The organism is Dokdonella sp. (assembly GCF_039926425.1).
Taxonomy (GTDB): Bacteria; Pseudomonadota; Gammaproteobacteria; order Xanthomonadales; family Rhodanobacteraceae; genus Dokdonella_A.
In genome coordinates this window covers 1-22946 of sequence record NZ_JBDSWZ010000280.1, presented here as the reverse complement: position 1 = coordinate 22946, position 22946 = coordinate 1, and the positions used below count along the sequence as shown (strand labels likewise).

21 protein-coding genes are annotated in these 22946 nt (G+C 64.7%); 7 read left to right on the top strand and 14 right to left on the bottom strand.

The genetic code is table 11. The features are described from left to right. Positions 1–313: 313 nt before the first annotated feature. Positions 314–1672: an MATE family efflux transporter gene (locus ABIV12_RS16060; RefSeq protein ID WP_348061174.1), complete on the bottom strand. Its 1359-nt coding sequence runs from the start codon at positions 1670–1672 to the stop codon at positions 314–316. Between the two features lie 200 nt (positions 1673–1872). On the opposite strand from ABIV12_RS16060, the gene ABIV12_RS16055 reads away from it, so the two are divergent. After that, positions 1873–2886 (top strand): LLM class flavin-dependent oxidoreductase, encoded by a 1014-nt coding sequence (locus ABIV12_RS16055; protein ID WP_348061172.1) that lies wholly within the window; start codon positions 1873–1875, stop codon positions 2884–2886. Positions 2887–2902: 16 nt separating this feature from the next. Here the strand turns inward: ABIV12_RS16055 and ABIV12_RS16050 are convergent, their stop codons facing one another. From ABIV12_RS16050 to ABIV12_RS16040, 3 genes are all read right to left on the bottom strand, one after another. Beyond that, positions 2903–3697 (bottom strand): DNA-binding domain-containing protein, encoded by a 795-nt coding sequence (locus ABIV12_RS16050; RefSeq protein WP_348061170.1) that lies wholly within the window; start codon positions 3695–3697, stop codon positions 2903–2905. Continuing rightward, entirely contained in the window at positions 3694–4560 is an 867-nt protein-coding gene (locus ABIV12_RS16045; RefSeq protein ID WP_348061169.1) for a DUF692 domain-containing protein, read from the bottom strand. The genes ABIV12_RS16050 and ABIV12_RS16045 overlap by 4 nt, the downstream gene beginning before the upstream one ends. 66 nt (positions 4561–4626) lie before the next feature. After that, positions 4627–4887 (bottom strand): hypothetical protein, encoded by a 261-nt coding sequence (locus ABIV12_RS16040; RefSeq protein WP_348061167.1) that lies wholly within the window; start codon positions 4885–4887, stop codon positions 4627–4629. A 302-nt stretch (positions 4888–5189) separates the two neighbouring features. Here ABIV12_RS16040 and ABIV12_RS16035 point away from each other — a divergent pair, with 302 nt between their 5' ends. Beyond that, on the top strand, positions 5190–5660 hold the full coding sequence (locus ABIV12_RS16035) for a DoxX family protein (RefSeq protein ID WP_348061165.1): 471 nt from the start codon (positions 5190–5192) through the stop codon (positions 5658–5660). A gap of 139 nt (positions 5661–5799) precedes the next feature. Further along, a complete protein-coding gene (locus tag ABIV12_RS16030) occupies positions 5800–7428 on the top strand; it encodes an ABC-F family ATP-binding cassette domain-containing protein (protein ID WP_348061163.1) in 1629 nt (542 codons plus the stop codon). Between the two features lie 45 nt (positions 7429–7473). Here ABIV12_RS16030 and ABIV12_RS16025 read toward each other — a convergent pair whose 3' ends face one another. Beyond that, positions 7474–8067, bottom strand: coding sequence for a hypothetical protein (locus ABIV12_RS16025; RefSeq protein ID WP_348061161.1), 594 nt, complete (start codon positions 8065–8067; stop codon positions 7474–7476). Positions 8068–8407: 340 nt separating this feature from the next. Here ABIV12_RS16025 and ABIV12_RS16020 point away from each other — a divergent pair, with 340 nt between their 5' ends. The 3 genes from ABIV12_RS16020 to ABIV12_RS16010 are packed head-to-tail and all read left to right on the top strand — an operon-like array spanning position 8408 to position 10580. Then, positions 8408–8791 carry a YajD family HNH nuclease gene (locus tag ABIV12_RS16020; RefSeq protein WP_348061159.1) on the top strand — a complete coding sequence of 128 codons (384 nt, stop codon included), beginning with the start codon at positions 8408–8410 and terminating at the stop codon, positions 8789–8791. Positions 8792–8808: 17 nt separating this feature from the next. After that, positions 8809–9876 carry a methyltransferase gene (locus ABIV12_RS16015; RefSeq protein WP_348061157.1) on the top strand — a complete coding sequence of 356 codons (1068 nt, stop codon included), beginning with the start codon at positions 8809–8811 and terminating at the stop codon, positions 9874–9876. Continuing rightward, positions 9873–10580: a 16S rRNA pseudouridine(516) synthase gene (locus ABIV12_RS16010; RefSeq protein ID WP_348061155.1), complete on the top strand. Its 708-nt coding sequence runs from the start codon at positions 9873–9875 to the stop codon at positions 10578–10580. The genes ABIV12_RS16015 and ABIV12_RS16010 overlap by 4 nt, the downstream gene beginning before the upstream one ends. 110 nt (positions 10581–10690) lie before the next feature. Here ABIV12_RS16010 and ABIV12_RS16005 read toward each other — a convergent pair whose 3' ends face one another. Beyond that, positions 10691–11971 carry a winged helix-turn-helix domain-containing protein gene (locus ABIV12_RS16005; RefSeq protein ID WP_348061153.1) on the bottom strand — a complete coding sequence of 427 codons (1281 nt, stop codon included), beginning with the start codon at positions 11969–11971 and terminating at the stop codon, positions 10691–10693. A gap of 105 nt (positions 11972–12076) precedes the next feature. Here ABIV12_RS16005 and ABIV12_RS16000 point away from each other — a divergent pair, with 105 nt between their 5' ends. Then, positions 12077–13570, top strand: a complete 1494-nt coding sequence (locus ABIV12_RS16000) for a S41 family peptidase (RefSeq protein ID WP_348061151.1) — start codon at positions 12077–12079, stop codon at positions 13568–13570. A 174-nt stretch (positions 13571–13744) separates the two neighbouring features. Here the strand turns inward: ABIV12_RS16000 and ilvA are convergent, their stop codons facing one another. The 8 genes from ilvA to ABIV12_RS15960 all read right to left on the bottom strand — a co-directional run. Next, positions 13745–15250, bottom strand: a complete 1506-nt coding sequence (gene ilvA / locus ABIV12_RS15995; protein WP_348061209.1) for a threonine ammonia-lyase, biosynthetic — start codon at positions 15248–15250, stop codon at positions 13745–13747. Positions 15251–15318: 68 nt separating this feature from the next. Beyond that, positions 15319–15597 (bottom strand): acetolactate synthase small subunit, encoded by a 279-nt coding sequence (ilvN, locus tag ABIV12_RS15990; RefSeq protein WP_348061149.1) that lies wholly within the window; start codon positions 15595–15597, stop codon positions 15319–15321. 8 nt (positions 15598–15605) lie between these two features. Continuing rightward, positions 15606–17474 carry a biosynthetic-type acetolactate synthase large subunit gene (gene ilvB, locus ABIV12_RS15985; protein WP_348061147.1) on the bottom strand — a complete coding sequence of 623 codons (1869 nt, stop codon included), beginning with the start codon at positions 17472–17474 and terminating at the stop codon, positions 15606–15608. Between the two features lie 45 nt (positions 17475–17519). Then, a complete protein-coding gene (gene ilvC / locus ABIV12_RS15980; protein WP_348061145.1) occupies positions 17520–18551 on the bottom strand; it encodes a ketol-acid reductoisomerase in 1032 nt (343 codons plus the stop codon). Beyond that, on the bottom strand, positions 18548–20266 hold the full coding sequence (gene ilvD / locus ABIV12_RS15975; RefSeq protein ID WP_348061143.1) for a dihydroxy-acid dehydratase: 1719 nt from the start codon (positions 20264–20266) through the stop codon (positions 18548–18550). The genes ilvC and ilvD overlap by 4 nt, the downstream gene beginning before the upstream one ends. Before the next feature lie 175 nt (positions 20267–20441). After that, a complete protein-coding gene (gene leuB, locus ABIV12_RS15970; protein ID WP_348061141.1) occupies positions 20442–21539 on the bottom strand; it encodes a 3-isopropylmalate dehydrogenase in 1098 nt (365 codons plus the stop codon). Beyond that, the gene (gene leuD / locus ABIV12_RS15965; protein ID WP_348061139.1) at positions 21536–22111 is read right to left on the bottom strand and encodes a 3-isopropylmalate dehydratase small subunit; all 576 of its coding nucleotides are present in this window, start codon (positions 22109–22111) and stop codon (positions 21536–21538) included. The genes leuB and leuD overlap by 4 nt, the downstream gene beginning before the upstream one ends. Next, positions 22108–22946: aconitase family protein (locus ABIV12_RS15960; RefSeq protein ID WP_348061137.1), on the bottom strand; the 839-nt coding region annotated here is incomplete at its 5' end. The genes leuD and ABIV12_RS15960, both read right to left, overlap by 4 nt.

Sequence of the window (22946 nt, the reverse complement as noted above, 5' to 3'; positions counted from 1 at the left end):
TTGACGATCGGGACGCGATGCGACGTGGCTGAATCAAACGATCCGGTGCGGCGTGTGGACCCACGGGAGGGAGGACCCATGCTCCGCACCGGATCTTTTGAAGCGATCCACTCGTTCCGGCGTCGTTGCCGGAAGGTCGCGATCGGAGCGCAATCCATTGCACACCGCGTGCGCGCTCGCGGATGTATACGGGTCGAAACCCGTTACGGATTCACGCGGCTGTGAATCGATCGCGCAACGGTCGTCGGGCGGGTGGCAGGTATGGCAAGGTATCCTGGCCGACGTGAGATCCAGCATCCCCCGCCATCGGCGATCAGGCGACGACCCCTTGCGCTCCGGCCGGCAGACGCTTGCGAAATTCCCCGCGCAGCATCCACAGGCTGAGCAGCGCCTGCAGCGCGACGGTTGCAACTGACAGGAACCACAGCTGTCGAAGTTCGAACCCCGGCCGATGCGAGAGCCAGATCGCCGGGCCAACGAACGTCAGCAGGCGCGATGCGCTGCTCAGAAGTGCAGGCAGTGTGTTGCCGACCGCCTGGAACATTCCCGAGCAGGTGAAGATCAAACCCGATGCGACGAAGTTCCACGAAATGATCCGAAGGAATTCACCGCCGGTGGCGATGACTGCGGGATCGGAGGTGAACCCGTGGATCAACCATTCCGGTCGCCATTGGCAAAACAGTGTCAGCACGAACATCAAGCCGCTTCCGAGGATCACGGCCGCGCGGAAGGTCTCGCGCACGCGTGCGTTGTTGCCGGCACCGACATTCTGCCCGGCCAGCGGCGCAACCGCGAACGCAACGGCCATTGCGGGCAGGAAGATCGCCTGCATCACGCGCGATCCGATGCCGTAGCCTGCCTGCGCTTCTGCACCGAATGCGCGGATGACCCAATAGATCACCGCGAGATAGACAAACATCAACGCGAATTCACCACCAGGCGGCAAGCCGATGCGCAGGATGCGCTTCCATACAGTGAGGCGCGCACGGAACATGGCCGGATCCCAACCGACATACTTTTCGAGGCGCACGAAGTAAAGGAATATCAGCACCACGCCCACGCCGATCGACAACGAACTGGCGAGTCCCGCGCCCGCCACACCGAGCGGCTTGCCGGTCAGCCATCCGGCGATGAGGATTGGCGCGAGCACCGCATTGAGGACGACGGTGAGCATCTGCACGATCATCGTTGGCTTCGCGATGCCGGTTCCGCGCAATGCCGAACCCATCGCGATCAGCGCAAACTGCAGCGCGAGCCCGGGAAGAAACCAGTGCAGGTACTCGGTGCCGGCCGCAATGGTGCCGGCATCGGCGCCCAAACCACGCATGTAGACGCCAGTGAGCGCGTAGCCTCCGACAAGGGTGGCGAGTGCACTTGCTGCCGCGATCAGCAGGCTTTGGTTGAAGATCAGATTCGCGTCGGCCTGGTCCTTTCGACCAACGGCTTGCGCGATCAGCGCCATCGTGCCGACACCGAGCACCTGGGTCAGCGCCATCACGAGAAACTGCGCGTTGCCTGCTGCACCGACTCCGGCGATCGCGCTGTCGCCAAGCTTCGCGACGAAGAACAGGTCGACCAGCACATAGAGTGTCTGGAACAGCATGCCGATCGCGATCGGTGCGGCGAGCCGTGCGAGATGCCTGGGCACCGATCCCTGGGTGAGGTCCTGCATGGCGAAGAGTCCGCGAGTCTGGGCGACGGCGGATTCTGCCTCGTGCCGATCCGCATGTCTTGTACGTTTCGGCACGTCGCGGGTGCTGCGTGCGGGGCCGACCGGACGTCGCGCGTTGGGCCGGCCTTGAAAACGCCGGCACTTTCGTTCCGATCCGCGACCCCCATGTTGTGCGATGTCTCCTGCAGCGATGGCCGTCCATGATTCCGTATTCCGTCCTCGATCTCGCACCGGTCTGTGCCGGCAGCGATGCCGCGCAGTCGTTCCGCAATTCGCTCGACCTCGCGCGTCACGCGGAGCGTCTGGGCTATCAGCGTTACTGGTTGGCGGAGCACCACAACATGCCGGGCATCGCCAGCGCAGCCACGTCGGTGTTGATCGGCTATATCGCCGGCGGCACGTCGACCATGCGTGTTGGATCGGGCGGCGTGATGTTGCCCAATCACGCGCCGCTGCAGGTCGCCGAGCAGTTCGGCACGCTCGCGTCGCTGTATCCGGGGCGGATCGATCTCGGTCTCGGTCGTGCGCCGGGAACCGATCAGGCGACCGCGAAAGCGCTGCGACGCTATTTCGACAGTGCCGAGGCGTTCCCGAACGATGTCATCGAGCTGCTCGGATATTTTGAACCGGCGCAACCCGGACAGGCGGTTCGTGCCGTTCCCGGTGCCGGACTCGATGTGCCCGTGTGGCTGCTCGGATCGAGTCTGTTCAGTGCACGGCTCGCCGCGATGCGCGGCCTGCCGTTCGCATTCGCGTCACACTTCGCACCGGATGCACTGAGTCAGGCACTGGACGTCTATCGTCGCGAGTTTCGTCCGTCCGCGCGTCTCGCGAAACCGCACGCAATGCTTGCGTTGAACGTCGTCGCCGCGTCCACAACCGCGGAAGCCCGACGTCTTTTCACCACCCTGCAGCAGAGTTTCGTCAACTTGCGCCGCGGCAAGCTCGGCCTGGTTCCGCCGCCGATCGACGACATCGAGAGCTACTGGTCGCCGACCGAGAAGCTCGGTGTCGAGAACGCGCTTGCATGTGCGGTCGTGGGCGATCCGGACTCGGTAAGGAAGGGAATCGCGGCGTTCGTCGACCGGTTCAAACCGGACGAATTGTTGCTCACTGCGAATATCTTCGACCACGAGGCGCGACTTCGTTCGTTTGAAATCGCGGCAGAGGCGATGCGCGGATCCGGCGAGGAGTCGAGGCGACGCATCGCGTAGTCCCTCCCGCGACCGATCAGACCGCTTCGGTCGACGTCCCGACGATCCACTCGTCTTCGACCCAGCGCTTGAGGAGCGACCCTGCGCGCATCGCAACCGCGTCGACCGGATGCCACGCGCACAGACTCTCGCAGATCGCGGCAAACGGACCGCTGGATTCGGCCACCGCGAGAGCCGCGGACTCGTCTTCATCGAGTTGGCGGTGCAACACCGCAACACCCTTGCGCCAGATGATCCATGGCGGAGGACGACTGAACCGTTGCGCGTCGGGCAACGGGTCGCCGCGATCGAGTGCGCGGCGCATCGCTGCGACATTCCATGGAGTCGAGAATCGCCGTACGGAGCTGCCGAGGGTCAGGCGCAGCAGTGGCCAGTCCTGCGGGGCGGTCGCGGCAATTGCTGCAACGTCGATCGGCTTCGTGTCCGGAGCGTCGAACGCAAGCCCGAGACTCCATTCGAACTCGGCCATGGACGCGAACGAGCAAATCGACGACCAGCGCGCATCTTCGGCGAGGAAACTGCCAAGCGAGTCGCCATACCAGCGCACGTTGGTGTAGCGGGACGGATGTTTCGCGATGTAGTCGCCGGCAAGTTCGTCGAACGCATCGTCGCCTGCGAGTGCGAGCAAGCCAGGGAAATCGTTGCGCAGGACTTCCTTCAGCCGCGCCGGATACGCATGTGCATACACGTGCAGCCGTTCGTCGACGCCCGCCGCCGGCGAGCCGATCACCGCGCGTTCGATGCCTGTCGGTTGCTGCGGATCCAGCATGAAATCGCGCATCTGCCGCTGCAGCGCGGCGAGCGAATTCACGCGGCGGCCTTGAGGATCGGCGCGGCGAGCGAGCGGGCATGGTCGAGCTCGGTCAGCAATGTGTCGAGCGGCGGCACGTGATCGTCGCGCTCGATCATCGTCGACACCGCGCCAAACCGGCGCACCGCATCGGCATACAGCTGCCACACCGGGTCGACGATGCTCGCATCGTGCGTGTCGATGATCAGTCCACCTTCGTACGAATGGCCGGCGAGATGGAATTGCTGCACGCGTTCGACCGGGATGCCGGCGAGAAACGCGCGGGGATCGAAATCATGGTTGCTGCCACTCACGAAAATATTGTTGATGTCGAGGAGAAGCAGGCAGTCCGCACGCTTCGCAAGTTCTGCGAGGAACTCCCACTCGGTCATCTGCGATTCGTGGAATGCCACATAGCTCGATACATTCTCGAGCAGGATTCGGCGGCCAAGCGTGTCCTGCACCTGGCGCACACGCGCGCACACATGCGAGAGCGCTTCCTCGGTGTACGGCAACGGCATCAGGTCATGCAGGTTGGTGCCGTCGACGCCGGTCCAGCACAGGTGATCGGAAATCCACGCAGGTTGCACGCTGGACGCCAGCTTCTTCAGTTGTCGAAGGTAATCCACATCGAGTGGATCGGTGCTGCCGATCGACATCGAGACGCCATGCATCACCAGTGGATAGCGGTCGCGGAATCGCGCCAGATACTGCAGCGGGCGACCGCCCGGGATCATGTAATTCTCGGAAAGAACTTCGAGCCAGTCGACGCGCGGACGATGCGCGCCATCGGCATCGGCGAGCAGTTCTTCGTAGTGATCCACACGCAGTCCAAGGCCGAAGCCCAGTGCCGGATAGCGTGGATCGGAAAAAGATGTCGTCATCATTGCTTGCCGGGAACCGCAGCCCAGGCGTACTGGTGGGCGAGGGCTGCGGGGCCGGATTCGGTCTTACTTGGCCTTCGACTGGGCGTCCTTGCAGGCCGCTTCGTCTTTCTGCATGGTGAAACCCTGGCCCTTGCACGCGTTCTGGCCCTTGCAGGAGTTGCTCGACTGCTTGCAGGCGCCTTGGCCCTTGCAAGAAGACGACTTGTCACACTTCATGTGGGCTTCGTCGGCCGCGAATGCGGTGCTGACGGAGACCATCGTGAAGAGGCCGGCAACGGCGGTGGCGAGGGCGAGACCCGTAAGCTTCGAAACGTTCAATTCCATGGTCGTACTCCGTTTTGCGTCATTGAAGGAAACAGCGAGCGCCGGTGTTGATCGACACGACCGCGGCGCAAGGACGGTCGGCGAATGAAAAGAACGGATGCCCGGGGAAATTCTTTCACGGGACGCATTTCAACCGCCACCCGTTTCATTGAAAGAACTTCAGGACACGCTGGGTCTTTTCGTGGGACAGCGCAGCGTATTCCAAGTTCGCCACAAAGTACGTGCGCTTCACTGCATTGGATGGCCTGCGTGCCTCAAGCCGCACTGCAGCATTTTGTTTTCCATCATCACGGAGATTCCCAATGGGCTCGACGATCAGGGATTGGTGCAACGCGATATTGAATGGGCTGCGCAGGATCGACTGGCTCGGACCACTCGTCATGCGGCTGTTCTTCGGCTATTTCTGGGCCGAAACGGGCTGGGCCAAACTGCACAATCTCGACGGATTCACGGAGCGCTTCGTCGGCTGGGGTATTCCGTTTCCGGCATTCAGTGCATCGATGTCCGCGTGGGTCGAGTTCGTCGGCGGCATTCTGATCATGGTCGGGCTCTTCACCCGCCTGACCGCGGTGCCGATGATCGTCAACATGATCGTCGCGATCGCACTTGTCGTGATCAAGAACGTCGGCAGCTTCGACGAGCTCATCGAGCTCGATGAATTCGTTTACATCCTGATTTTCTTCTGGTTGCTGATGGCCGGCCCGGGCAAGGCCAGCCTGGATGCGTGGCTGGCGCGGCGCATGGGATTGGACGACGCGTCGACCGTCCGTTAAGGCGCAGTGCGATGGTGTGGGAGCGGGTGAAGCCGCTCCCACAGTTGTCGCGAAGAGCCGCCGCGACTGCCCATGCTGCACCACGGCATCAAGACGCGCCATCAGCTACAATGCCGGCCTTCGAAATCCCGGCAACCCCATGATCGCCTTCCGAAACTTCGCGCTCCGGCGCGGCGAACGCTTGCTGCTGTCCGACGTGGATCTGTCGCTCCATGCCGGATCTCGTGTGGGCGTGATCGGCCGCAACGGCTGCGGCAAGACCAGCCTGTTTGCCGCGGTGATGGGCGAGGTCGAACCGGACAAGGGCGACATCGACCTGCCAAACCGGCTTCGCCTCGCGAGTGTCGCGCAGGAAACGCCGTCGCTGCCGGATGCAGCAATCGACTTCGTCGTGTCCGGCGACACCGAAGTGCACGGCATCCTGATGGCCGAGGCGGCGGCGATGGCGGCGGAAGACTGGGACACGGTCGCTGCCGCGCACCAGAAGCTCGCCGACATCAATGGGTACGATGCGACCGCGCGTGCCGGCCGCCTGTTGCACGGCCTCGGCTTCACTGCCGACACGCACCAGATGCCCGTGTCGGACTTTTCCGGTGGCTGGCGTGTCCGCTTGAATCTGGCGCGCGCGTTGATGCAGCCGTCCGATCTGCTGCTGCTTGACGAGCCGACCAACCATCTCGATCTCGATGCGGTGCTGTGGCTCGAGCAGTGGTTGCTGAAATATCCGGGCATGTTGTTGATGATCTCGCACGACCGCGAATTCCTCGACGGCCTGTGCACCCACACCCTTCATCTGAACGACGCACGCGCCAAGCTTTACGTCGGCGACTACACCAGTTTTGAACGCCAGCGTTCGGAACACCTGCGGTTGCAGCAGATCACGTTCGAGAAGGAACAGGCCGAGCGCGCGCACCTGCAGTCCTTCATCGACCGCTTCAAGGCCAGTGCTGCGAAAGCCAAGCAGGCGCAGTCGCGAGTGAAGCGATTGGCCAAGCTCGCCGGTACGGAGGCGGTGCGTGCCGAACGGCAGATCCGTATCAACTTCGCCGAGCCGGCGAAGATTCCGCATTCGCTGCTGCGACTCAACCACGTCGATGCCGGATACGCGTCCGCCGACGGCACGCCGGTGAAAATCCTGCGCAACGTCAAGTTCGGTCTCGAAGCGGGCGATCGCATTGGACTGCTCGGTCCCAACGGTGCCGGCAAGTCGACGCTGGTCAAAACGCTGGTCGGTGAACTCGGCCTTCTCGACGGCGAACGCACCGCGCATCCGGATCTGGTTCTCGGCTATTTTGCGCAGCACACGGTCGAATCGTTGCACGAGGGGCAGACCCCGATCGACCATCTGCGCGACATTGCGCCGAACGTGTCTGTGCAGGAATTCCGCGACTTCCTCGGCCGCTGGAATTTCCCCGGCGATCGTGCCTTCGAAGTGATCGACGGCTTCTCCGGTGGCGAACGTGCGCGTCTTGCGCTATCGCTGATTGCGTGGCGCAAGCCCAACGTGCTGCTGCTCGACGAACCGACCAACCATCTCGACCTTGAAATGCGTGAAGCGCTCGCCGAAGCACTCAGCGACTTCGGTGGCGCGATCGTGCTCGTCTCGCATGATCGCCATCTCACGGGTCTGGTCTGCGAAACTTTCTGGCGTGTTGCCGACGGCAAGGTCGAGGAGTTCAAGGGCGACCTTGACGAATACGCAGCGTGGCTGCGCTCACGCAGCTCCAACTCGGGCGAGCCGAGCGAGCGAAAGCGCGCTGCTGCCTGAGTCGCTGTGGTCCTTCGGGCACGGACCGTGCAGATGGCGCGAGGCTCACTCGAATCCGTTCGCAAACACCGGGTCCGGTGGGATCAGATACAGATCGTCGAACGCTGCGAAGAAGTCACCGCCTGCATCGACCTTGGTCACGAGCGCGCGCACGAGCACGCTGTGACTTCCGTCACGCGCCACGATGTCGCTCGGCCCCTTCGTCACCCAGATGTCGAAACTCGCCGGGGAGCCGCCGATGCTCACCGGTCCACCGATATTGATCGAACAGTTCGCGTCGCTGAACCAGAAGACGCTCACGAATGCCTTGTTGTCGAGTGACTGTCCGGCTCCGGATGGCACCCTGATCTTGCCGCCATAGATATACGTTTCACCGGCAATCGCCGGCAGGCATTGCTGCAGGGCCACGCCATTTTGTGGCCCGGTCGAGTGGTTTCCGATCAATGCCGATCCGGAGTCGACGTCGCCGTTGGAATCGAGCGGGCTCCAGTCGACGGTGATTTCGCTCTCGGTATCGGAGGCCGCGAACCAGCTGGACAGGTCGGTGGAAAAGTCTCCGTTCACGACCGAGCTCTGCGCGTGCAGCGTTGTGCAGCCCAGTGCGGTGGCAGCGAGGATGAGGACGTCTCGGGTACGCATGAAAAATTCCTTCGGGCGGATGGGATTTCGACGGTGACGAGGGGCGGACAAACGTCGGTTGCCTGAGCGGCGTGGCCGATCGGAATTCAGCCACTCCTTGCATGATGTCCACGACAAACGACCAGGCGAGGGGCCAGATTCGCAGTCGTCGGGATCGCGACGGCGTTTGCGGGCGGTTCGACCGGCTGTTCTGCGCTCGTCGGAAGGTCCAAGCCGGGCTGTCCCGACGTGTTGTCCGATTCCGGATCGTCCCGTTGAATGCCGGGTGCCCGGTGGCGTGATCGATCATCGCGGGCCGAGACGTTAAAGTACGCCCGACGGACACGAAACGGATTGCGCGATGAGTATCGGAAAGCCACCGCTCGACAATGCCAAGCTCGACCGCATCGTCGCCGAAGCGCGACGCGCCAGCGAGCAGCGCGAACTCGGCTACCGCGAACGCGCGTTGAAGATGTATCCGTGGATCTGCGGACGCTGCGCGCGCGAGTTCACGCGTGCCAACCTGCCCGAACTCACGGTGCATCATCGCAACCACGACCACGATTTCAATCCGGCCGATGGCAGCAACTGGGAATTGCTGTGCGTGTATTGCCACGACAACGAGCACTCGCGCCATATCGATCACGTACGTGGCGCAGGCTATGACGACGCGAAGCCGGCGCCTGCCACGGGTAATCCATTCGCCGACCTGAAGTCGCTGTTGAATCGAAAAGGCGACCACTGACGCATGGCAGGTTCCACATGAGCGCCGACCCCGCGCTCGACGCGCTGTTCGTGCCACTCGCCAACGGTGCGGTCCGACTTCCGCTGAAACGCACGCTGTTCCTTCGCGCGCGCCTTGGCGAGTGGCTGTACGCATGGCCGCGCGAACGGTTTCTGTGCGAACAGACCTTCAAGCCATTTGCGGACTCGCTTGCGCGCGCAGGGGCCGTGATTGACGGTGGGGATGCAACTGCCGATGCGCTGCACGAGCAGCCGTGTTTTCCGCTGGTGCTCGTGTTGCCGCCGCGCCAGCGCGACGAAGCGCGTGCGCTGCTGGCGGACGCGGTCCGCAGGAGTGCCGAGGGCGGCATCGTGATTGCCGCGCAAGCAAACAACGAAGGCGCCGGTGCGGTCAGCGCGGATCTCGAACGCCTGGTCGGGCCGTTGCAGCATCTCTCCAAGCACAAGTGCCGCGTCGTCTGGACGGCCGTCTCCAAAGCACGCATCGACCAGGCGATAACCGACGAATGGTCGGCGCTCGATGCGCCGCGGCCCATCCTCGACGGTCGCCTCGTCAGCCGGCCAGGACTTTTCGCCTGGGATCGCATCGATCCGGCGTCGGCGATGCTCGCGTCGCTGTTGCCGCCGTCGCTCGCCGGACGCGTTGCGGATCTCGGGGCCGGTTACGGCTATCTCTCGACCGAGATCATCCGCCGTTGCCCCGCAGTGAGGTCGATCGATCTGTACGACGCCGAGCATCGCGCGCTCGAACCGGCCCGCCTCAACGTCGCGCGCGCGATTGCGGAATCCACGCGTGTCATTTCAACGCATGCTCTCTGGCACGACGTCAGCGCAGGACTTCCGCAGCGCTACGATGCGATCGTCAGCAATCCTCCGTTCCACCAGGGGCGCGTCGATCAGCCGGAGCTTGGCCAGGCCTTCATTTCCGCCGCAGCGACAGCGCTCGAATCGACGGGCACGTTCTGGATGGTGGCGAATCGGCATCTCCCGTACGAAGCAACTCTCTCGACGCACTTCGCGGTCGTTCGAACCGTCGAGGTGCGCAATGGATTCAAAGTGATCGAAGCCCGCGAGCCACGCCGATGAAACTCGTCAAGCTGATTGCCAACCTCGGTTACGGCAGCCGCAAGGTCGTCACCGCGATGTTCCGGGAAGGCCGTATCACCGACATGGATGGCGAGGTGCTGTACGCCGACGACAAGATCGACCACGAACGCATCCGCGTCGATGACGAGCCGCTTGATCCGCCGGCGGGCCTGGTGCTGATGATGCACAAGCCAGTCAACGTGACCTGCTCGACAAAGGATTCGGCCCGGATCGTCTACGATCTCTTGCCGCAGCGCTGGCGCTTGCGCGATCCGGCGCTGTCGACCGTTGGCCGACTCGATCGCGAGACCTCCGGGCTTCTTCTCTTCACCGACGATGGCGCACTGCTGCACCGGATCATCGCGCCACGCGCGAAGATCGTGAAGGTGTACGAAGCAACGCTTGCGAACGACCTGCGAGGCGATGAGGGAGCAATCTTTGCGAGCGGCACCCTCATGCTCGAATCGGAACAGACGCCGCTCGCACCGGCAGCGCTTGACGTGCTGGGTCCACGTCACGCACGCATCGCGATCAGCGAAGGGCGCTACCACCAGATCCGGCGGATGTTTGTCGCGGTCGGCAACCATGTCAATGCGCTGCATCGCGTGTCGGTCGGCGGCTTGGAACTGGGCGACGTGCCGGACGGTGAATGGCGCATCCTCACGCCGGACGACGTCGCGAGGATCTTTGCGCGCGTGCCATAGAGGGGGTATGGCAATGCGTCGATGCGTTCACCTCCACCGGAATGCTTCGCGACACGGGCTGCAGACCGCTGCGCGATGTCCGTCAGCTGGTCAGCGATCACGATCCGATGTCAGCCGCATTCAGTGCTGTGCAGGCTGTGCGAATGCCGCTCGCTGCACGACGGTTGCGCTGCCATGCCATGGCCCGGTTCGCGCATCAGGGATGCCAGGCGCTCGGTGGCTGCCGGTTGCAACGGCGCGAATGCGAGCACGTCGCGGTACCAGCGTTCGGCGCGTTCCCGATGTCCGAAGGACCTGTGGCGGTCGCCGATCATCACGCCGAGATCCGCATACCACGGCAGCACCTGCATTTTCTCGCGCGCGTAGACGCGCGTCATCGCCGCGTGCGCCGCTTCCAGAGCGTCGAGTGCCTCGGCGGGATGTCTGCTGATGTCGAGCACGTCGCTCCTGTTGATCAGCGGCCCCCACGCATCCGCATCCAGGGAAACGGCCCGTGCGTAGGCCGCAAGAGCGCCGTCGAAATTGCGCTGCGCGCTGTCGGTGAAGCCGAGTGCCTTGTATGCGACGGCGTCTGTGGGTGCAGCGACGACGGCACGCTCGGCCAGCAAGTGCGCACGCGCCAGCGTCGCGCGGGCGGTGGGGCCATCCAGCACTCCACCCGCCAGCGCGTCGCCGAGTCGCGTGTACTCGACCCCTTCACCAGGCGGGTGCGGCCAACGAACGACGCGCTGGACAAGTGCATTGGCGAGGCCCGCGCTGGCGTGGGCATCCGCCCCGTCGCGCGCGAGCACCTGCTCGTACAGCTGGATCGCCGCTTCGTTGTCGGCGCGTGCATAGCGCATATAGAAGTCGTCGGCGCGCTCGATCAGCACCTGCCGCTGCACGCTGGCCAGATCGTTCGTCGACGGCCGCCACACGTGTCCGATCAGGACGAGCGCCAGCGCAAACGCGCCGGCCGTCACCCCTGCACACCGCAGCGACCACCGTCCGCCGCGCTGCGGAGGTTGCGATGCCGACGCCGGCGTCATCGGTTGCAAGGAACGGCATGCCGATGGCGCCGATGGATCGAGCCGAACGTCGGCGATGCAGCGATATCCGCGCTTGACGATGGTCTCGATGTAGCGCGGCGCCTTCGGATCGTCTCCGAGCGCCTTGCGCAATCGCGACACGGCACGTGCCAGTGTGTCCTCACCGACGATCAGTCCGGGCCACAGCGTCGCCAGCAGCTCCTCGCGCCCGACGACGCGGCCGCTTCGCGTCGCAAGGGAGAAGAGCAGGTCCATCAGCTTCGGTTCGAGCCGCTCGACCGTCGGGCCGACCAGTTCGCACGACGCACGCAGCGCGCGCCACGCGCCGATGTCCAGCACCTTGCAATCGATTTCGGGATCCATCGGCGTCATCAGGTTCACGTCAGGAAAAGAGGAGGATTTCGTCCTTGTCCTCCGATGCGGTTTCGACGTCAATATCCGCGTCGAATCGAACGTCCGGAGTCAACGATGAGGTTTTCCAGCCCGTGCGGGGCAGCCATCTGGGCCATGACCGCCTTGCTTCTCGTCGGTTGCAATCGCTCGGCCGTACCCATCCGTGTCGACGCGCGCGTCGATGCTCCGCTCTCGGTCGCGGATGCGCGGGCGGAATTGGACGAGCTTTACGACCGCCTGCGCGCATCGCATTACGATCTCTATGCGCGCCGCACCAGAGCCGACTACGACGCGCGCTTCGCGTCGATGCGGTCGGCGCTCGACCGGCCGTTGACGCGGCGCGACCTGCAGGTCCGGTTCCAGTTGTTCGTCGCCTACGGCAACGTCGCCCACGCGCACATCGATCTGCCACTCGACGCGTACTTGGCCTATCGGGATGCGGGCGGGTTGAAGTTCCCGCTGTCGTTGCGCGTGCACGCCGATGCGGTTTTCGTCACCATGAACCTGAGCGGTGTCGACGCTGTCTCGCCGGGAGATCGGCTGACTGCGGTCGATGGCGAGCCGGTAGATCGCTGGCTCGCGCGACTCGAACGCCTGATCTCGGCCGACAACCCGTATCTTGCGCACACGCAGCTCGAAGATCTGCTTCCGGCACTGGTGTGGCTCGATGCCGGCGCGCGGGCGCGTTACACGCTGGAGATCGTCCGGACGGATGGCCGATCCGTACGGGTGGTCGTACCGGGCGTGTCTACCGCGGAAGCGAATGACGCGTTGGCCCGGCAACCCGGTAGCCTCTCCCTCGACCGCACCACGCGAGAGGCGCGCATGGCAACTGCCGATGTTGCCTACCTCCGCCCGGGGCCGTTCTACAACCCGCTCGACAACGCGGACATGTGGGACACCACTGCATTCTTCGCGTTCATCGACGCCGCGTTCGCGCGGTTTGTCGATGCGCACGCCAAGGCGCTGGTGATCGACGTGCGCGACAACCCCGGCGGCGACAATTCCTTCAGCGATCACATGGTGAGCTGGTTCGCGACTGCGCCGTACCGTTTCGCATCGTCGTTCCGCGTAAAGGCGAGCGATGCGGCGATCGCGGCCAATCGCAAGCGACTCAATGCGGATCCGTCGGCGGCGAATGCCGTTTCCCGTCAGTACGACGTTGCTTACGCGTCACGCACAACCGGAGAGACGTTTCCATTCGAGATCCCGATGGCTGACCCGCGTCCGCCGCCGCGATTCGAGGGCAGGGTGTTCCTGCTGATCAACCGCCACTCGTATTCCAATACCGTCACCGTCGCGGCACTCGCGCAGGACTACGGCTTCGCAACGATCCTCGGCGAGGAGACCTCGGATCTTGCAACGACCTACGGCGCGTCGGAGACCTTCACGTTGTCGCGCTCGGGCATCGTCGTCACGTTCCCGAAGGCATACATCGTGCGACTTGGCGGCAGCACGCTTGCACGGGGCGTGATTCCGGACCGGCCGATCGACACGCCGGTGATCGAGCCGGCTGACGATCCGGTACTGCGGCAGGCGATCGTGATCGCCGGTGATGCGACGCGATGACCCGACTGAGGCACGCTCGGCGTGCACGATTCCCCAGCGTGCGTTCGGACGGTTGCGTGACGCCACGGGCCTTCGGTCATTCGGTGATCGCGACGCTGTCGGACGTCGCGCCGGAACGGGCCAATACTGGCGGACCAAGGCACCGATTGCGCACGGTGAAACGCGCCGGCGCGGTCAGCTCGAACGAAGGAGCAACCGGTACGCGCGATTATCGCTTTCGTCGCGGTACGGATAGCCGAGCGTCCCGAGGAACTGCGCGAAGATCGCCTGCTCGTGTTCGGGCACCTGGATGCCGACGAGGATGCGGCCATGATCGGCACCGTGATTGCGGTAGTGGAACAGGCTGATGTTCCAGTCCGGGTGCATGCGGTCGAGGAAGCGCCGCAGGGCGCCGGGGCGTTCGGGAAATTCGAAGCGGTACAAGCGCTCGTCGCGCGCGTGCTGCGACTGCCCGCCGATCATGTGACGCAGATGCAGCTTGGCCAGTTCATCATCGGTGAGATCGAGGACGCCGAACCCCTGCGCGCGGAAGGAACCGAGCAGCACGTCCCGGTCGTCGCGTCCGGCGGTCTGCACACCGACGAAGAGGTGCGCGTTCGCCGTGGCACCGATGCGGTAGTTGAATTCGGTGATGCTGCGCTGATCGAGCGTCGCGCAAAAGCGGCGGAAGCTGCCCCGCTCTTCCGGGATCGTCACGGCAAACACCGCTTCGCGCTGCTCGCCGACTTCCGCGCGTTCGGCGACGAAGCGCAGCCGATCGAAGTTCATGTTCGCGCCCGAGACGATCGCGACCAGGGCGCCGTCGATGTCCGCATGGGTCGATGCATACTGCTTGAGGCCCGCGAGCGCGAGCGCGCCGGAGGGTTCCGCGACGCTGCGCGTTTCCTGGTAGATGTCACGGATCGCCGCGCAGATCGCATCGGTGTCCACCCGGATCATTGCGTCGACGTGGCGGCGGCACAGGGCGAGCGTCAGTGCACCAGCCTGTTTGACCGCGGTTCCGTCGGCGAACAAACCGACTTCATCGAGAACGACGCGCGAGCCGGTCTCGATGGATCGCGCCATTGCGTCGGAATCGGCGCTCTGCACGCCGATCACCTTGACGACCGGCCGACGTGATTTGATCAGTGACGCGACGCCGGCGAGAAGACCGCCGCCGCCGACCGGCACGAACACCGCGTGCAACGGCCCCGGATGCTGGTCGAGGATTTCCGCACCGACGGTCGCCTGGCCGGCAATCACGTGTGCGTCGTCGAACGGATGCACGAAGGTGCGGCCATCGATGGCCTGCAGCTGTGCGGCGTGCGCTTGCGCGTCACTGTACGAATCGCCGGTCAGCACGACATCGACGAAGTCGCCACCAAAGCGACGCACCGCGTCGACCTTGACCTGCGGTGCGGTGACCGGCATCACGATGATCGAGTGGATGCCGAGTCGCGCCGCCGCGAGTGCGACGCCTTGTGCGTGATTTCCTGCGGACGCGGTAACAACCCCGCGTGCGCGTTGCCCGACATCAAGTTGCGCCATCCGGTTGTACGCGCCGCGCAGCTTGAACGAGAACACGGACTGCTGATCCTCGCGCTTGAGCAACACGCGCCGACCAACGCGCGCCGTCAACAGTGGCGCATCGTCGAGCGCGCTTCGGCGCGCGACATCGTAGACGCGTTCGGCGCCGTCCATTCGCAGCACGGGTCCGTCGAATTCGTTCGTCGGCCGCGATGCCGCGTGGGGGGCGACGAGCGCGCTCATCAGGTCTCGGCAAGCGCGAGACGACTCGTCGGCCATTCGGCAACCGGGGTCAGCACGATCACGTCGATCACGTCGATCAGCTTTCGCGTCTGACGAACGATCTGCTCGAGCATCGCTTCAGTGCCCTGCAGCACCAGTGTGAGTTGCGAAACGGTTGGATCCTGGGTCGCGGCGACGACGAGCGAATCGATGTTGCAATGACGCGCGGCGAACATGCCCGAGACGCGTACCAGCGCGCCGGATTCGTTCTGCAGCAGGATCGAAAGCGTATGGCGCATGGCGGGCCTCAGAACATGTCGGGGGAGGGCACGGCGATCACAGCAGGTGCCTGCCGGGCCTTGATGAAATCGCCGGTGATCATTTGCGCGTAGGTCGCCCCGGGGCCGATCATCGGATACACGCCGGCATCTGGATCGATCATCACTTCGAGGAACGCCGGGCCATCGAAGCTCAGGAAATCCGCGATCGTCCGTGCAATGTCTTCCTTGCGATCGAGTCGGCGGGCCCACGCGAAACCGTCGGCTTCGGCCGCCTTGATGAAGTCCTTGCGATGCAGGCTCTTGTCCGACGCGGTGAAGCGGCCGTCGAAATACAGCTTCTGCCATTGACGCACCATGCCGTCGCCGACATTGTTGAGCACGACGACCTTCACCGGCAGGTTGTAGGTGGTGACGGTTTCCATCTCGCCGAGATTCATGCGGATGCTGGCGTCGCCGTCGATGTCGATCACCAGCGCATCCGGTCGCGCGAATTGCGCGCCGATCGCAGCGGGCAGGCCGAAGCCCATCGTCCCCATCGAGCCGGACGTGAGCCAGTGGCGCGGCTCGCGGAAATCGAAATACTGCGCGGCCCACATCTGGTGCTGGCCGACGCCGGTGCTGATGATCGCGCGGCCCTGCGTGTGGCGGTTGATCTCCTCGATCACCGCGTATGGCTGGATCAGTGCGCTGTCGCGGTCGTAATTCAGCGCGTACACGCGCTTGAGGTCGGCGATGTGCGCGTGCCAAGCGTCGAACCGCTTCTCCGCATGCGGACGGATGCCGTGCCGGGTTGCGTACTCGCGCAGCGTTTCCAGCGTGCGCACGATATGGCCGCCGTGCTGCCAGTCAACCACCTTGACCTTGCCGAGTTCGGCCGGGTCGATGTCGATGTGCGCGATGTAACGCGCGTTCGGCGCAAATTTCGTCGGTACCGCGGCGACGCGATCGTCGAATCGCGCTCCGAGCGCGAGCAGGAAGTCGCAGTCCTCAACCGCATAGTTGGCGAACGCGGTGCCATGCATGCCGAGCATGTGCAGCGCGAGCGGCGCCGTGGTGTCGAACGCACCGATGCCCATCAGCGTGGTGGTCACCGCGAAACCGAATTCGTCGACGAACGTCCGCAACGCCGGTGCAGCGCCCGCGGCGATGATGCCACCGCCAGCGTAGACCAGCGGCCGATCCGCGTTTCCGAGCGCTGCGAAGAATGCGGCGCATTCGGCGTCGCTCGGCACCGCGTCGTCGGCGGCCTTCAGACGTCGGCGGTAACCGGGTATCGGCAGGCAGCCTTCACCGGTGAAGGTGAGGAGGGCATTCTGCACGTCCTTCGGGATGTCGACGACGACGGGACCAGGACGACCGGTGCGCGCGATCTCGAACGCGGTGCGCAGTGTGGTTTCCAGCCGTTCGACGTCGGTCACGAGAAATACGTGCTTCGCGCACGCGCCCATGATGTTGCTGACCGGTGCTTCCTGGAACGCGTCGCTGCCGATTGCTGCCGTAGGCACCTGGCCGCAGATCACCACCAGCGGAATCGAATCGGCCATCGAGTCGCGCACCGGCGTGACCATGTTGGTCGCGCCGGGTCCCGACGTCACGATTGCAACGCCGACCTTGCCGGACGCGCGGGCGTAGCCCGCCGCCATGAATCCGGCGCCCTGCTCGTTTGCCGGAACGATCAGTGGCATCGGTTCCTTGCCATCGGCGTCGCGGTGTTCCGCGTTGTGGCGGAAGATCGCGTCGTACAGCGGCAGGATCGCGCCGCCCGAATAGCCGAACATCACGTCGACGGCCTCGTCGGCGAGCACCTGCACGACGGCTTCCGCCCCACTCATGCGCTGGTCTGCACGCGGGTGGCGCGCGGTCTGCGGTGTGATATTCAGTGCCTGGGCATTCACGTGTGCCATTCCTTCGTCAGTCGAACGGGTCCGGTGAAGGACGATTCAGCCCGCCTTGCGCAGCGCGGGAGTTGCAGCGGGAGCCGGTTTCGCGTCGGCATTTGCCTGCAGCCACGGCATGCGTGCGCGCAACGCGGCGCCGACTTTCTCGATCGGATGATCGAGATCCGCCTGTTTCATCCGCTTGTAGTTCGGCAGGCCGGCCTTGTGCTCGGCGATCCAGTTGCGCGCAAACGTTCCATCCTGGATGTCGGTGAGCACGGCTTTCATGCGTTCCTTGGTCGCGGCGTCGACGATGCGCGGACCGCTGACGTAGTCGCCGTATTGCGCGGTCTCGGAAATGAACTCGAGCATGCGCGTGAGGCCGCCTTCGTAGAACAGGTCGACGATCAGTTTCAGCTCGTGCATCACCTCGTAATACGCGATCTCCGGCTTGTAGCCCGCTTCGACCAGCGTCTCGAAACCCTTCAGCACCAGCTCGCTCGCTCCACCACACAGCACCGCCTGCTCGCCGAACAGATCGGTTTCGGTTTCTTCCTTGAAATCGGTTTCGATCAGCATCGCGCGACCGCCCCCGATTCCGTTCGCGTACGCCTTTGCCTTTGCTTCGGCGTGGCCGCTGATGTCCTGGTGCACCGCGTAGAGGGACGGCACGCCGCGACCGCGTTCGTATTCACTGCGCACCAGCGCACCCGGGCCCTTGGGCGCTACGAGCACGACATCGATGTCGGCCCGCGGCGTGATCTGGCCGAAGTGCACGTTGAAACCATGCGCGAACAACAGCGCGGCACCCGGCTTGATGTTCGGTTCGATCGACTCGGTGTAGAGGGCCGGCTGCACCATGTCGGGCGTCAGCACCGCGACGAGGTCGGCACCCTTGACCGCTTCGGCCGGCTCGACGACGGTGAAGCCGTCGGCTGTCGCGCGCAATGAGGTGGGCCCGCCCTTGCGCAGGCCGACGATGACGTCGAGTCCCGATTCCTTGAGGTTCAGCGCATGCGCGCGGCCCTGGCTGCCGTAGCCGAGCACCGCGATGCGTGCGTTGGCGAGGGTGTCGTTCGGGGTGGACTGGCTCATGCGATGACTCCTGGGTTGGTTGCAGTGTCGATGGGTGTGGGAATGCGGTTCGGGACGGGAAGAGCAGGGCGCGGCTGGGTGATCGCGCCGTCGGATGCCGAGCCGACGAGGTACGCATATTTGGCAAGCGCGCCGCGCACCACTTTTGGCGGCGGCGGTTGCCAGGTGGCACGACGACCATCGAGGTCGGCGTCGGTGCGCAGTTCGCGACGTTCGCCATCGATGACGATGCGGTCGCCGTCGTGCAGCAGTGCAATGGGTCCGCCCCGTGCGGCTTCCGGCGCGATGTGGCCGACCATGAATCCGTGCGTCGCACCGGAGAAACGGCCATCGGTGATCAGCGCGACATCGCCGCCAAGACCGCGGCCGATCAGCGCCGCAGTGACGCCGAGCATCTCGCGCATGCCCGGGCCCCCAGCGGGTCCTTCGTTGCGGATCACCAGGATGTCACCCGGTCGGATGCGGTCGCCCTGCACCGCGGCGAAGGCCTCCTCCTCGCTTTCGAACACGCGCGCGGTGCCTTCGAAGTGACCGCCGTCCTTGCCGGCGAGTTTGAGGATGCAACCGTCTGGCGCGAGGTTGCCGTAGAGAATCGAATAACCGCCGCGCGGCTTGAGCGGTCTGCCGACAGGAACCACCACGGCTTGTCCGTCGGCGCGCGGTGCTGCAGCGGCTTCCTCGAACAACGTGCGGCCGGTGACGGTCGGTGCGTCCTCGAGCATGCCCGCGGCAATCAGTTCCTGCGCGACGCGCGCGCAGCCACCGGCGCCGAACAGTTCGACAGCGGTGTAGCGACCGCCGGGCAACAGGTCCGCGATCACCGGAGTGTCCTTCGATGCCGGTTCGAAATCCTCCAGCGACCATTCGACGCCCGCTTCCCGGGCCAATGCGAGCAGATGCAGAACCGCGTTGGTCGATCCCGCGGTCGCCGCAACCATGCGCGCGGCATTGCGGAACGAGGTGCGCGTCAGCATCTTCCGCGGTGTCCGGTCGACCGCCAGGCATTCCATCACGAGTTCGCCGCAGCGATGCGCAGCTGCCATCTTCGCCGGATGGGTCGCGGGAATGTCGTTGAAGCCGAGCGGGGAGAGTCCAAGCGTCGACAGAACCATCGCCATCGTGTTCGCGGTGAACTGACCACCGCACGCGCCGGCACCGGGGCAGGCGTCGCGTTCGACCGCGGCCAGTTCGGCGTCGCTGATCGTTCCGGCGCCATGTGCGCCGACGGCCTCGAACACCTGCTGGATCGTGATCGGGTGGTTGTCGTGCATGCCGTGCGCGATCGTGCCGCCGTACAGCGCGACGCCCGGGATGTTCAAACGTGCCAACGCCATCGCTGCTGCGGGAATCGTCTTGTCGCAACCGCACAGCACGACCATCGCGTCGAGGCAGTGGCCGTCGACGGCCAGTTCGATCGAGTCGGCGATCACCTCGCGACTGATCAGCGACGAGCGCATGCCGGGCGTGCCCATCGCGATGCCGTCGGTCACCGCAATCGTGTTGAACTCGATCGGCGTGCCGCCGGCCGCGCGGATTCCTTCCGACGCTGCTTGCGCGAGGTCGCGCAGGTTGAGGTTGCACGGGCTCACGTTGGACCACGTATGCACGACGGCAATCAGCGGCTTCGCAATCGCCTCGTCGTCGAGGCCGGTCGCACGCAGCATGGCGCGGGCGGGCGCGCGATCGGGGCCGGTTTTCATCTGGTCACTGCGCATGGGGTTTCCGGGGAGAATTCAACAAAAAAACTTTGAGTGACGTCATTCCCGCGAAGGCGGGAATCGCTCTTCGCCGGGGCGATCGGGCAGAGCGATGACCAGCTTCGCTGTTGTAAAGCGATTCCCGCGTTCGCGGGAATGACGTCGAAGATGGGATGCACGATCAGCACGGAGGTCACCCATTGGCCCGCCCCCAGCGCAGGAACGAATCTGTCGCACCGGTCTGATCCTCGAACGCGGCAAGCACCGCATTGACGACGTCCTGCGTTCCCGCTCGACCACCGAGGTCGCGGCTGCGCGGGCCGTTGTGCAGGATCCAGTCCACTGCATTCTCGATCGAACGCGCTTCGGCATCGAGGTCGAGCGAGTGGCGCAGCAGCAGCGCGGCGCTGAGGATCGTGCCGACCGGATTGGCGATGCCTTGCCCGGCGATGTCGGGCGCCGAACCGTGGATCGGTTCGTACAGGCCGACCCTGCCGTCACCGAGCGACGCCGACGGCAACAGTCCGAGCGAGCCGACCAGTGCGGCCGCTTCATCGGTGAGGATGTCGCCGAAGAGGTTCTCGGTGACCACGACGTCGTAACGGGAGGGCTGCGTCAGCAACAGCATCGCCATCGAATCGACCAGTTGGTGTTCGACCCGCACGTCCGGATACTCGGTCGACAGACGTTGCACCGTGCTGCGCCAAAGTCGCGAGGTTTCAAGCACGTTCGCCTTGTCGACCGACGTCAGATATTTGCGCCGTCCGCGAGCGAGATCGAACGCGCGTCGGACAACCCGTTCGATCTCGACGACGCTGTAACGGCATTCGTCGGTTGCGACCTCGGCGGTGCGGGTTTTTGCGCCGAAATACGCGCCGCCGGTCAGTTCGCGCACGAACAGCACGTCGACGTCCTTCAAACGGTCGTTTTTCAGCGGCGACAAGTCGGCCAGTGCGGGATGCACCTCGAGCGGTCGAAGATTCGCGTAGACGCCCAATGCGGCGCGCAAGCCGAGCAAGCCCTGCTCGGGTCGCACCGCGGCATTCGGGTCGGACCATTTCGGACCGCCGACCGCGCCCAGCAGGACCGCGTCGGCACGCTTGCAGGCATCAAGCGTTGCCGCAGGCAGCGGCTCGCCAGTCGCATCGATCGCGCAGCCGCCGATCAGCTGCGTCTCGAACGAGAAGGTGTGGTCGTAGTGATCGGCAACCGCGCTCAAGACCGCGACAGCGGCGGAGGTGACCTCGGGCCCGACGCCATCACCGGGCAGGGTGACAATGCTCGCTTTCATGCGGCCTGCTCCTCGTAGCGCGCGATTGCGCCGGCGTGCTGCAGCAGATAGCCGAATGCATCGACGCCGTGCAGCAGGCAATGGCGTGCGAACGGTTCGAGGGTGAAACGGATGCGTCCGCCATCCGGCAATTCGATCGTCTGTTCGCGCACGTCGATCGCCAGTTCGATGCCTGGATGCGCGAGCAGCCAGCGATGCTCGGCCTCGTCGATCACCAGCGCGAGCAAGCCGTTGGTCAACGCATTGTTGCGGAAGATGTCGGCGATCTCGCTGCAGATCACCGCTTCGATGCCGTAGTCGAGCAGCGCCCACGGCGCGTGCTCGCGCGACGACCCGCAGCCGAAGTTGCGGCCGGCGACGAGGATCGAGCTGCCGAGCGCCTCGGGCTTGTTGAGCGGAAACGCCGGGTTGTCGCTTCCATCGGCCAGGTAGCGCCAGTCGTGGAAACACAATGTGCCGAGGCCGCTGCGTTCGGTGGTGGTCAGAAAGCGCGCTGGAATGATGCGGTCGGTGTCGATGTTCTCGTCGGCAAGAACAGCCGTGCGCGAATGCAGATGCGTAACGGGCCTCATGCGGCTTGCTCCTGCGCGAGATCGTCACGCGGATCGGTAATCACACCAGCAAGTGCCGAGGCCGCTGCGGTTGCGGGACTCGCCAGAACGGTGCGCGCGCCCTTGCCCTGGCGTCCTTCGAAGTTGCGGTTCGACGTGCTCACGACCAGTTCGCCCGGTTGGGCCAGATCGCCATTCATCGCGATGCACATCGAACAGCCCGGAATGCGCCACTCGGCACCCGCCGCAATGAACACCTCATGCAGGCCTTCGCGCTCTGCGTCGCGACGCACCGCCTCAGAACCGGGGACGACCAGCATGCGTACGCTGGCGGCAATCCGTTTGCCGCGCATGATCTGCGCCGCTTCGCGCAGATCGGACAAGCGCGAGTTGGTGCAGCTGCCGACAAACACCACGTCGACTGCGGTGCCCTGCATCGACTGGCCCGGGCGGCCGCGCATGTACTCGACACCGCGTTGTTCCTGCGCGTTGCGCGGTTGCGGCACCGGCGCATCGATGGCGATTGCCATGCCTGGATGTGTGCCATAGGTGACCGTGGGTTTCACGGTTCGTGCGTCGACGTGCTCTTCGCGGTCGTAGCGCGCGCCGTCATCGGTGCGCAATTCACGCCAGCGCGCGACGGCTGCGTCCCAGGCGGCACCCTGCGGTGCGTGCGGGCGCCCGCGCAGCCAGTCTAAGGTGATGTCGTCCGGTGCGATCAGTCCTGCGCGTGCGCCGGCCTCGATCGACATGTTGCACACCGTCATGCGCTCTTCCATCGTGAGCGCCGAGATCGTGCTGCCGCGGTATTCGATGACGTGGCCGGTGCCGCCATCGACGCCAATCATTCCGATGA

Bases quoted from the DNA above. Each gene is read 5' to 3' on its own strand.
- ABIV12_RS16060 (WP_348061174.1), bottom strand. From the start codon at position 1,672: ATGCAGGACCTCACCCAGGGATCGGTGCCCAGGCATCTCGCACGGCTC.
- ABIV12_RS16055 (WP_348061172.1), top strand. From the start codon at position 1,873: ATGATTCCGTATTCCGTCCTCGATCTCGCACCGGTCTGTGCCGGCAGC.
- ABIV12_RS16045 (WP_348061169.1), bottom strand. From the start codon at position 4,560: ATGACGACATCTTTTTCCGATCCACGCTATCCGGCACTGGGCTTCGGC.
- ABIV12_RS16040 (WP_348061167.1), bottom strand. From the start codon at position 4,887: ATGGAATTGAACGTTTCGAAGCTTACGGGTCTCGCCCTCGCCACCGCC.
- ABIV12_RS16035 (WP_348061165.1), top strand. From the start codon at position 5,190: ATGGGCTCGACGATCAGGGATTGGTGCAACGCGATATTGAATGGGCTG.
- ABIV12_RS16030 (WP_348061163.1), top strand. From the start codon at position 5,800: ATGATCGCCTTCCGAAACTTCGCGCTCCGGCGCGGCGAACGCTTGCTG.
- ABIV12_RS16025 (WP_348061161.1), bottom strand. From the start codon at position 8,067: ATGCGTACCCGAGACGTCCTCATCCTCGCTGCCACCGCACTGGGCTGC.
- ABIV12_RS16020 (WP_348061159.1), top strand. From the start codon at position 8,408: ATGAGTATCGGAAAGCCACCGCTCGACAATGCCAAGCTCGACCGCATC.
- ABIV12_RS16015 (WP_348061157.1), top strand. From the start codon at position 8,809: ATGAGCGCCGACCCCGCGCTCGACGCGCTGTTCGTGCCACTCGCCAAC.
- ABIV12_RS16010 (WP_348061155.1), top strand. From the start codon at position 9,873: ATGAAACTCGTCAAGCTGATTGCCAACCTCGGTTACGGCAGCCGCAAG.
- ABIV12_RS16005 (WP_348061153.1), bottom strand. From the start codon at position 11,971: ATGGATCCCGAAATCGATTGCAAGGTGCTGGACATCGGCGCGTGGCGC.
- ABIV12_RS16000 (WP_348061151.1), top strand. From the start codon at position 12,077: ATGAGGTTTTCCAGCCCGTGCGGGGCAGCCATCTGGGCCATGACCGCC.
- ilvA (WP_348061209.1), bottom strand. From the start codon at position 15,250: ATGGACGGCGCCGAACGCGTCTACGATGTCGCGCGCCGAAGCGCGCTC.
- ilvN (WP_348061149.1), bottom strand. From the start codon at position 15,597: ATGCGCCATACGCTTTCGATCCTGCTGCAGAACGAATCCGGCGCGCTG.
- ilvC (WP_348061145.1), bottom strand. From the start codon at position 18,551: ATGAGCCAGTCCACCCCGAACGACACCCTCGCCAACGCACGCATCGCG.
- ilvD (WP_348061143.1), bottom strand. From the start codon at position 20,266: ATGCGCAGTGACCAGATGAAAACCGGCCCCGATCGCGCGCCCGCCCGC.
- leuB (WP_348061141.1), bottom strand. From the start codon at position 21,539: ATGAAAGCGAGCATTGTCACCCTGCCCGGTGATGGCGTCGGGCCCGAG.
- leuD (WP_348061139.1), bottom strand. From the start codon at position 22,111: ATGAGGCCCGTTACGCATCTGCATTCGCGCACGGCTGTTCTTGCCGAC.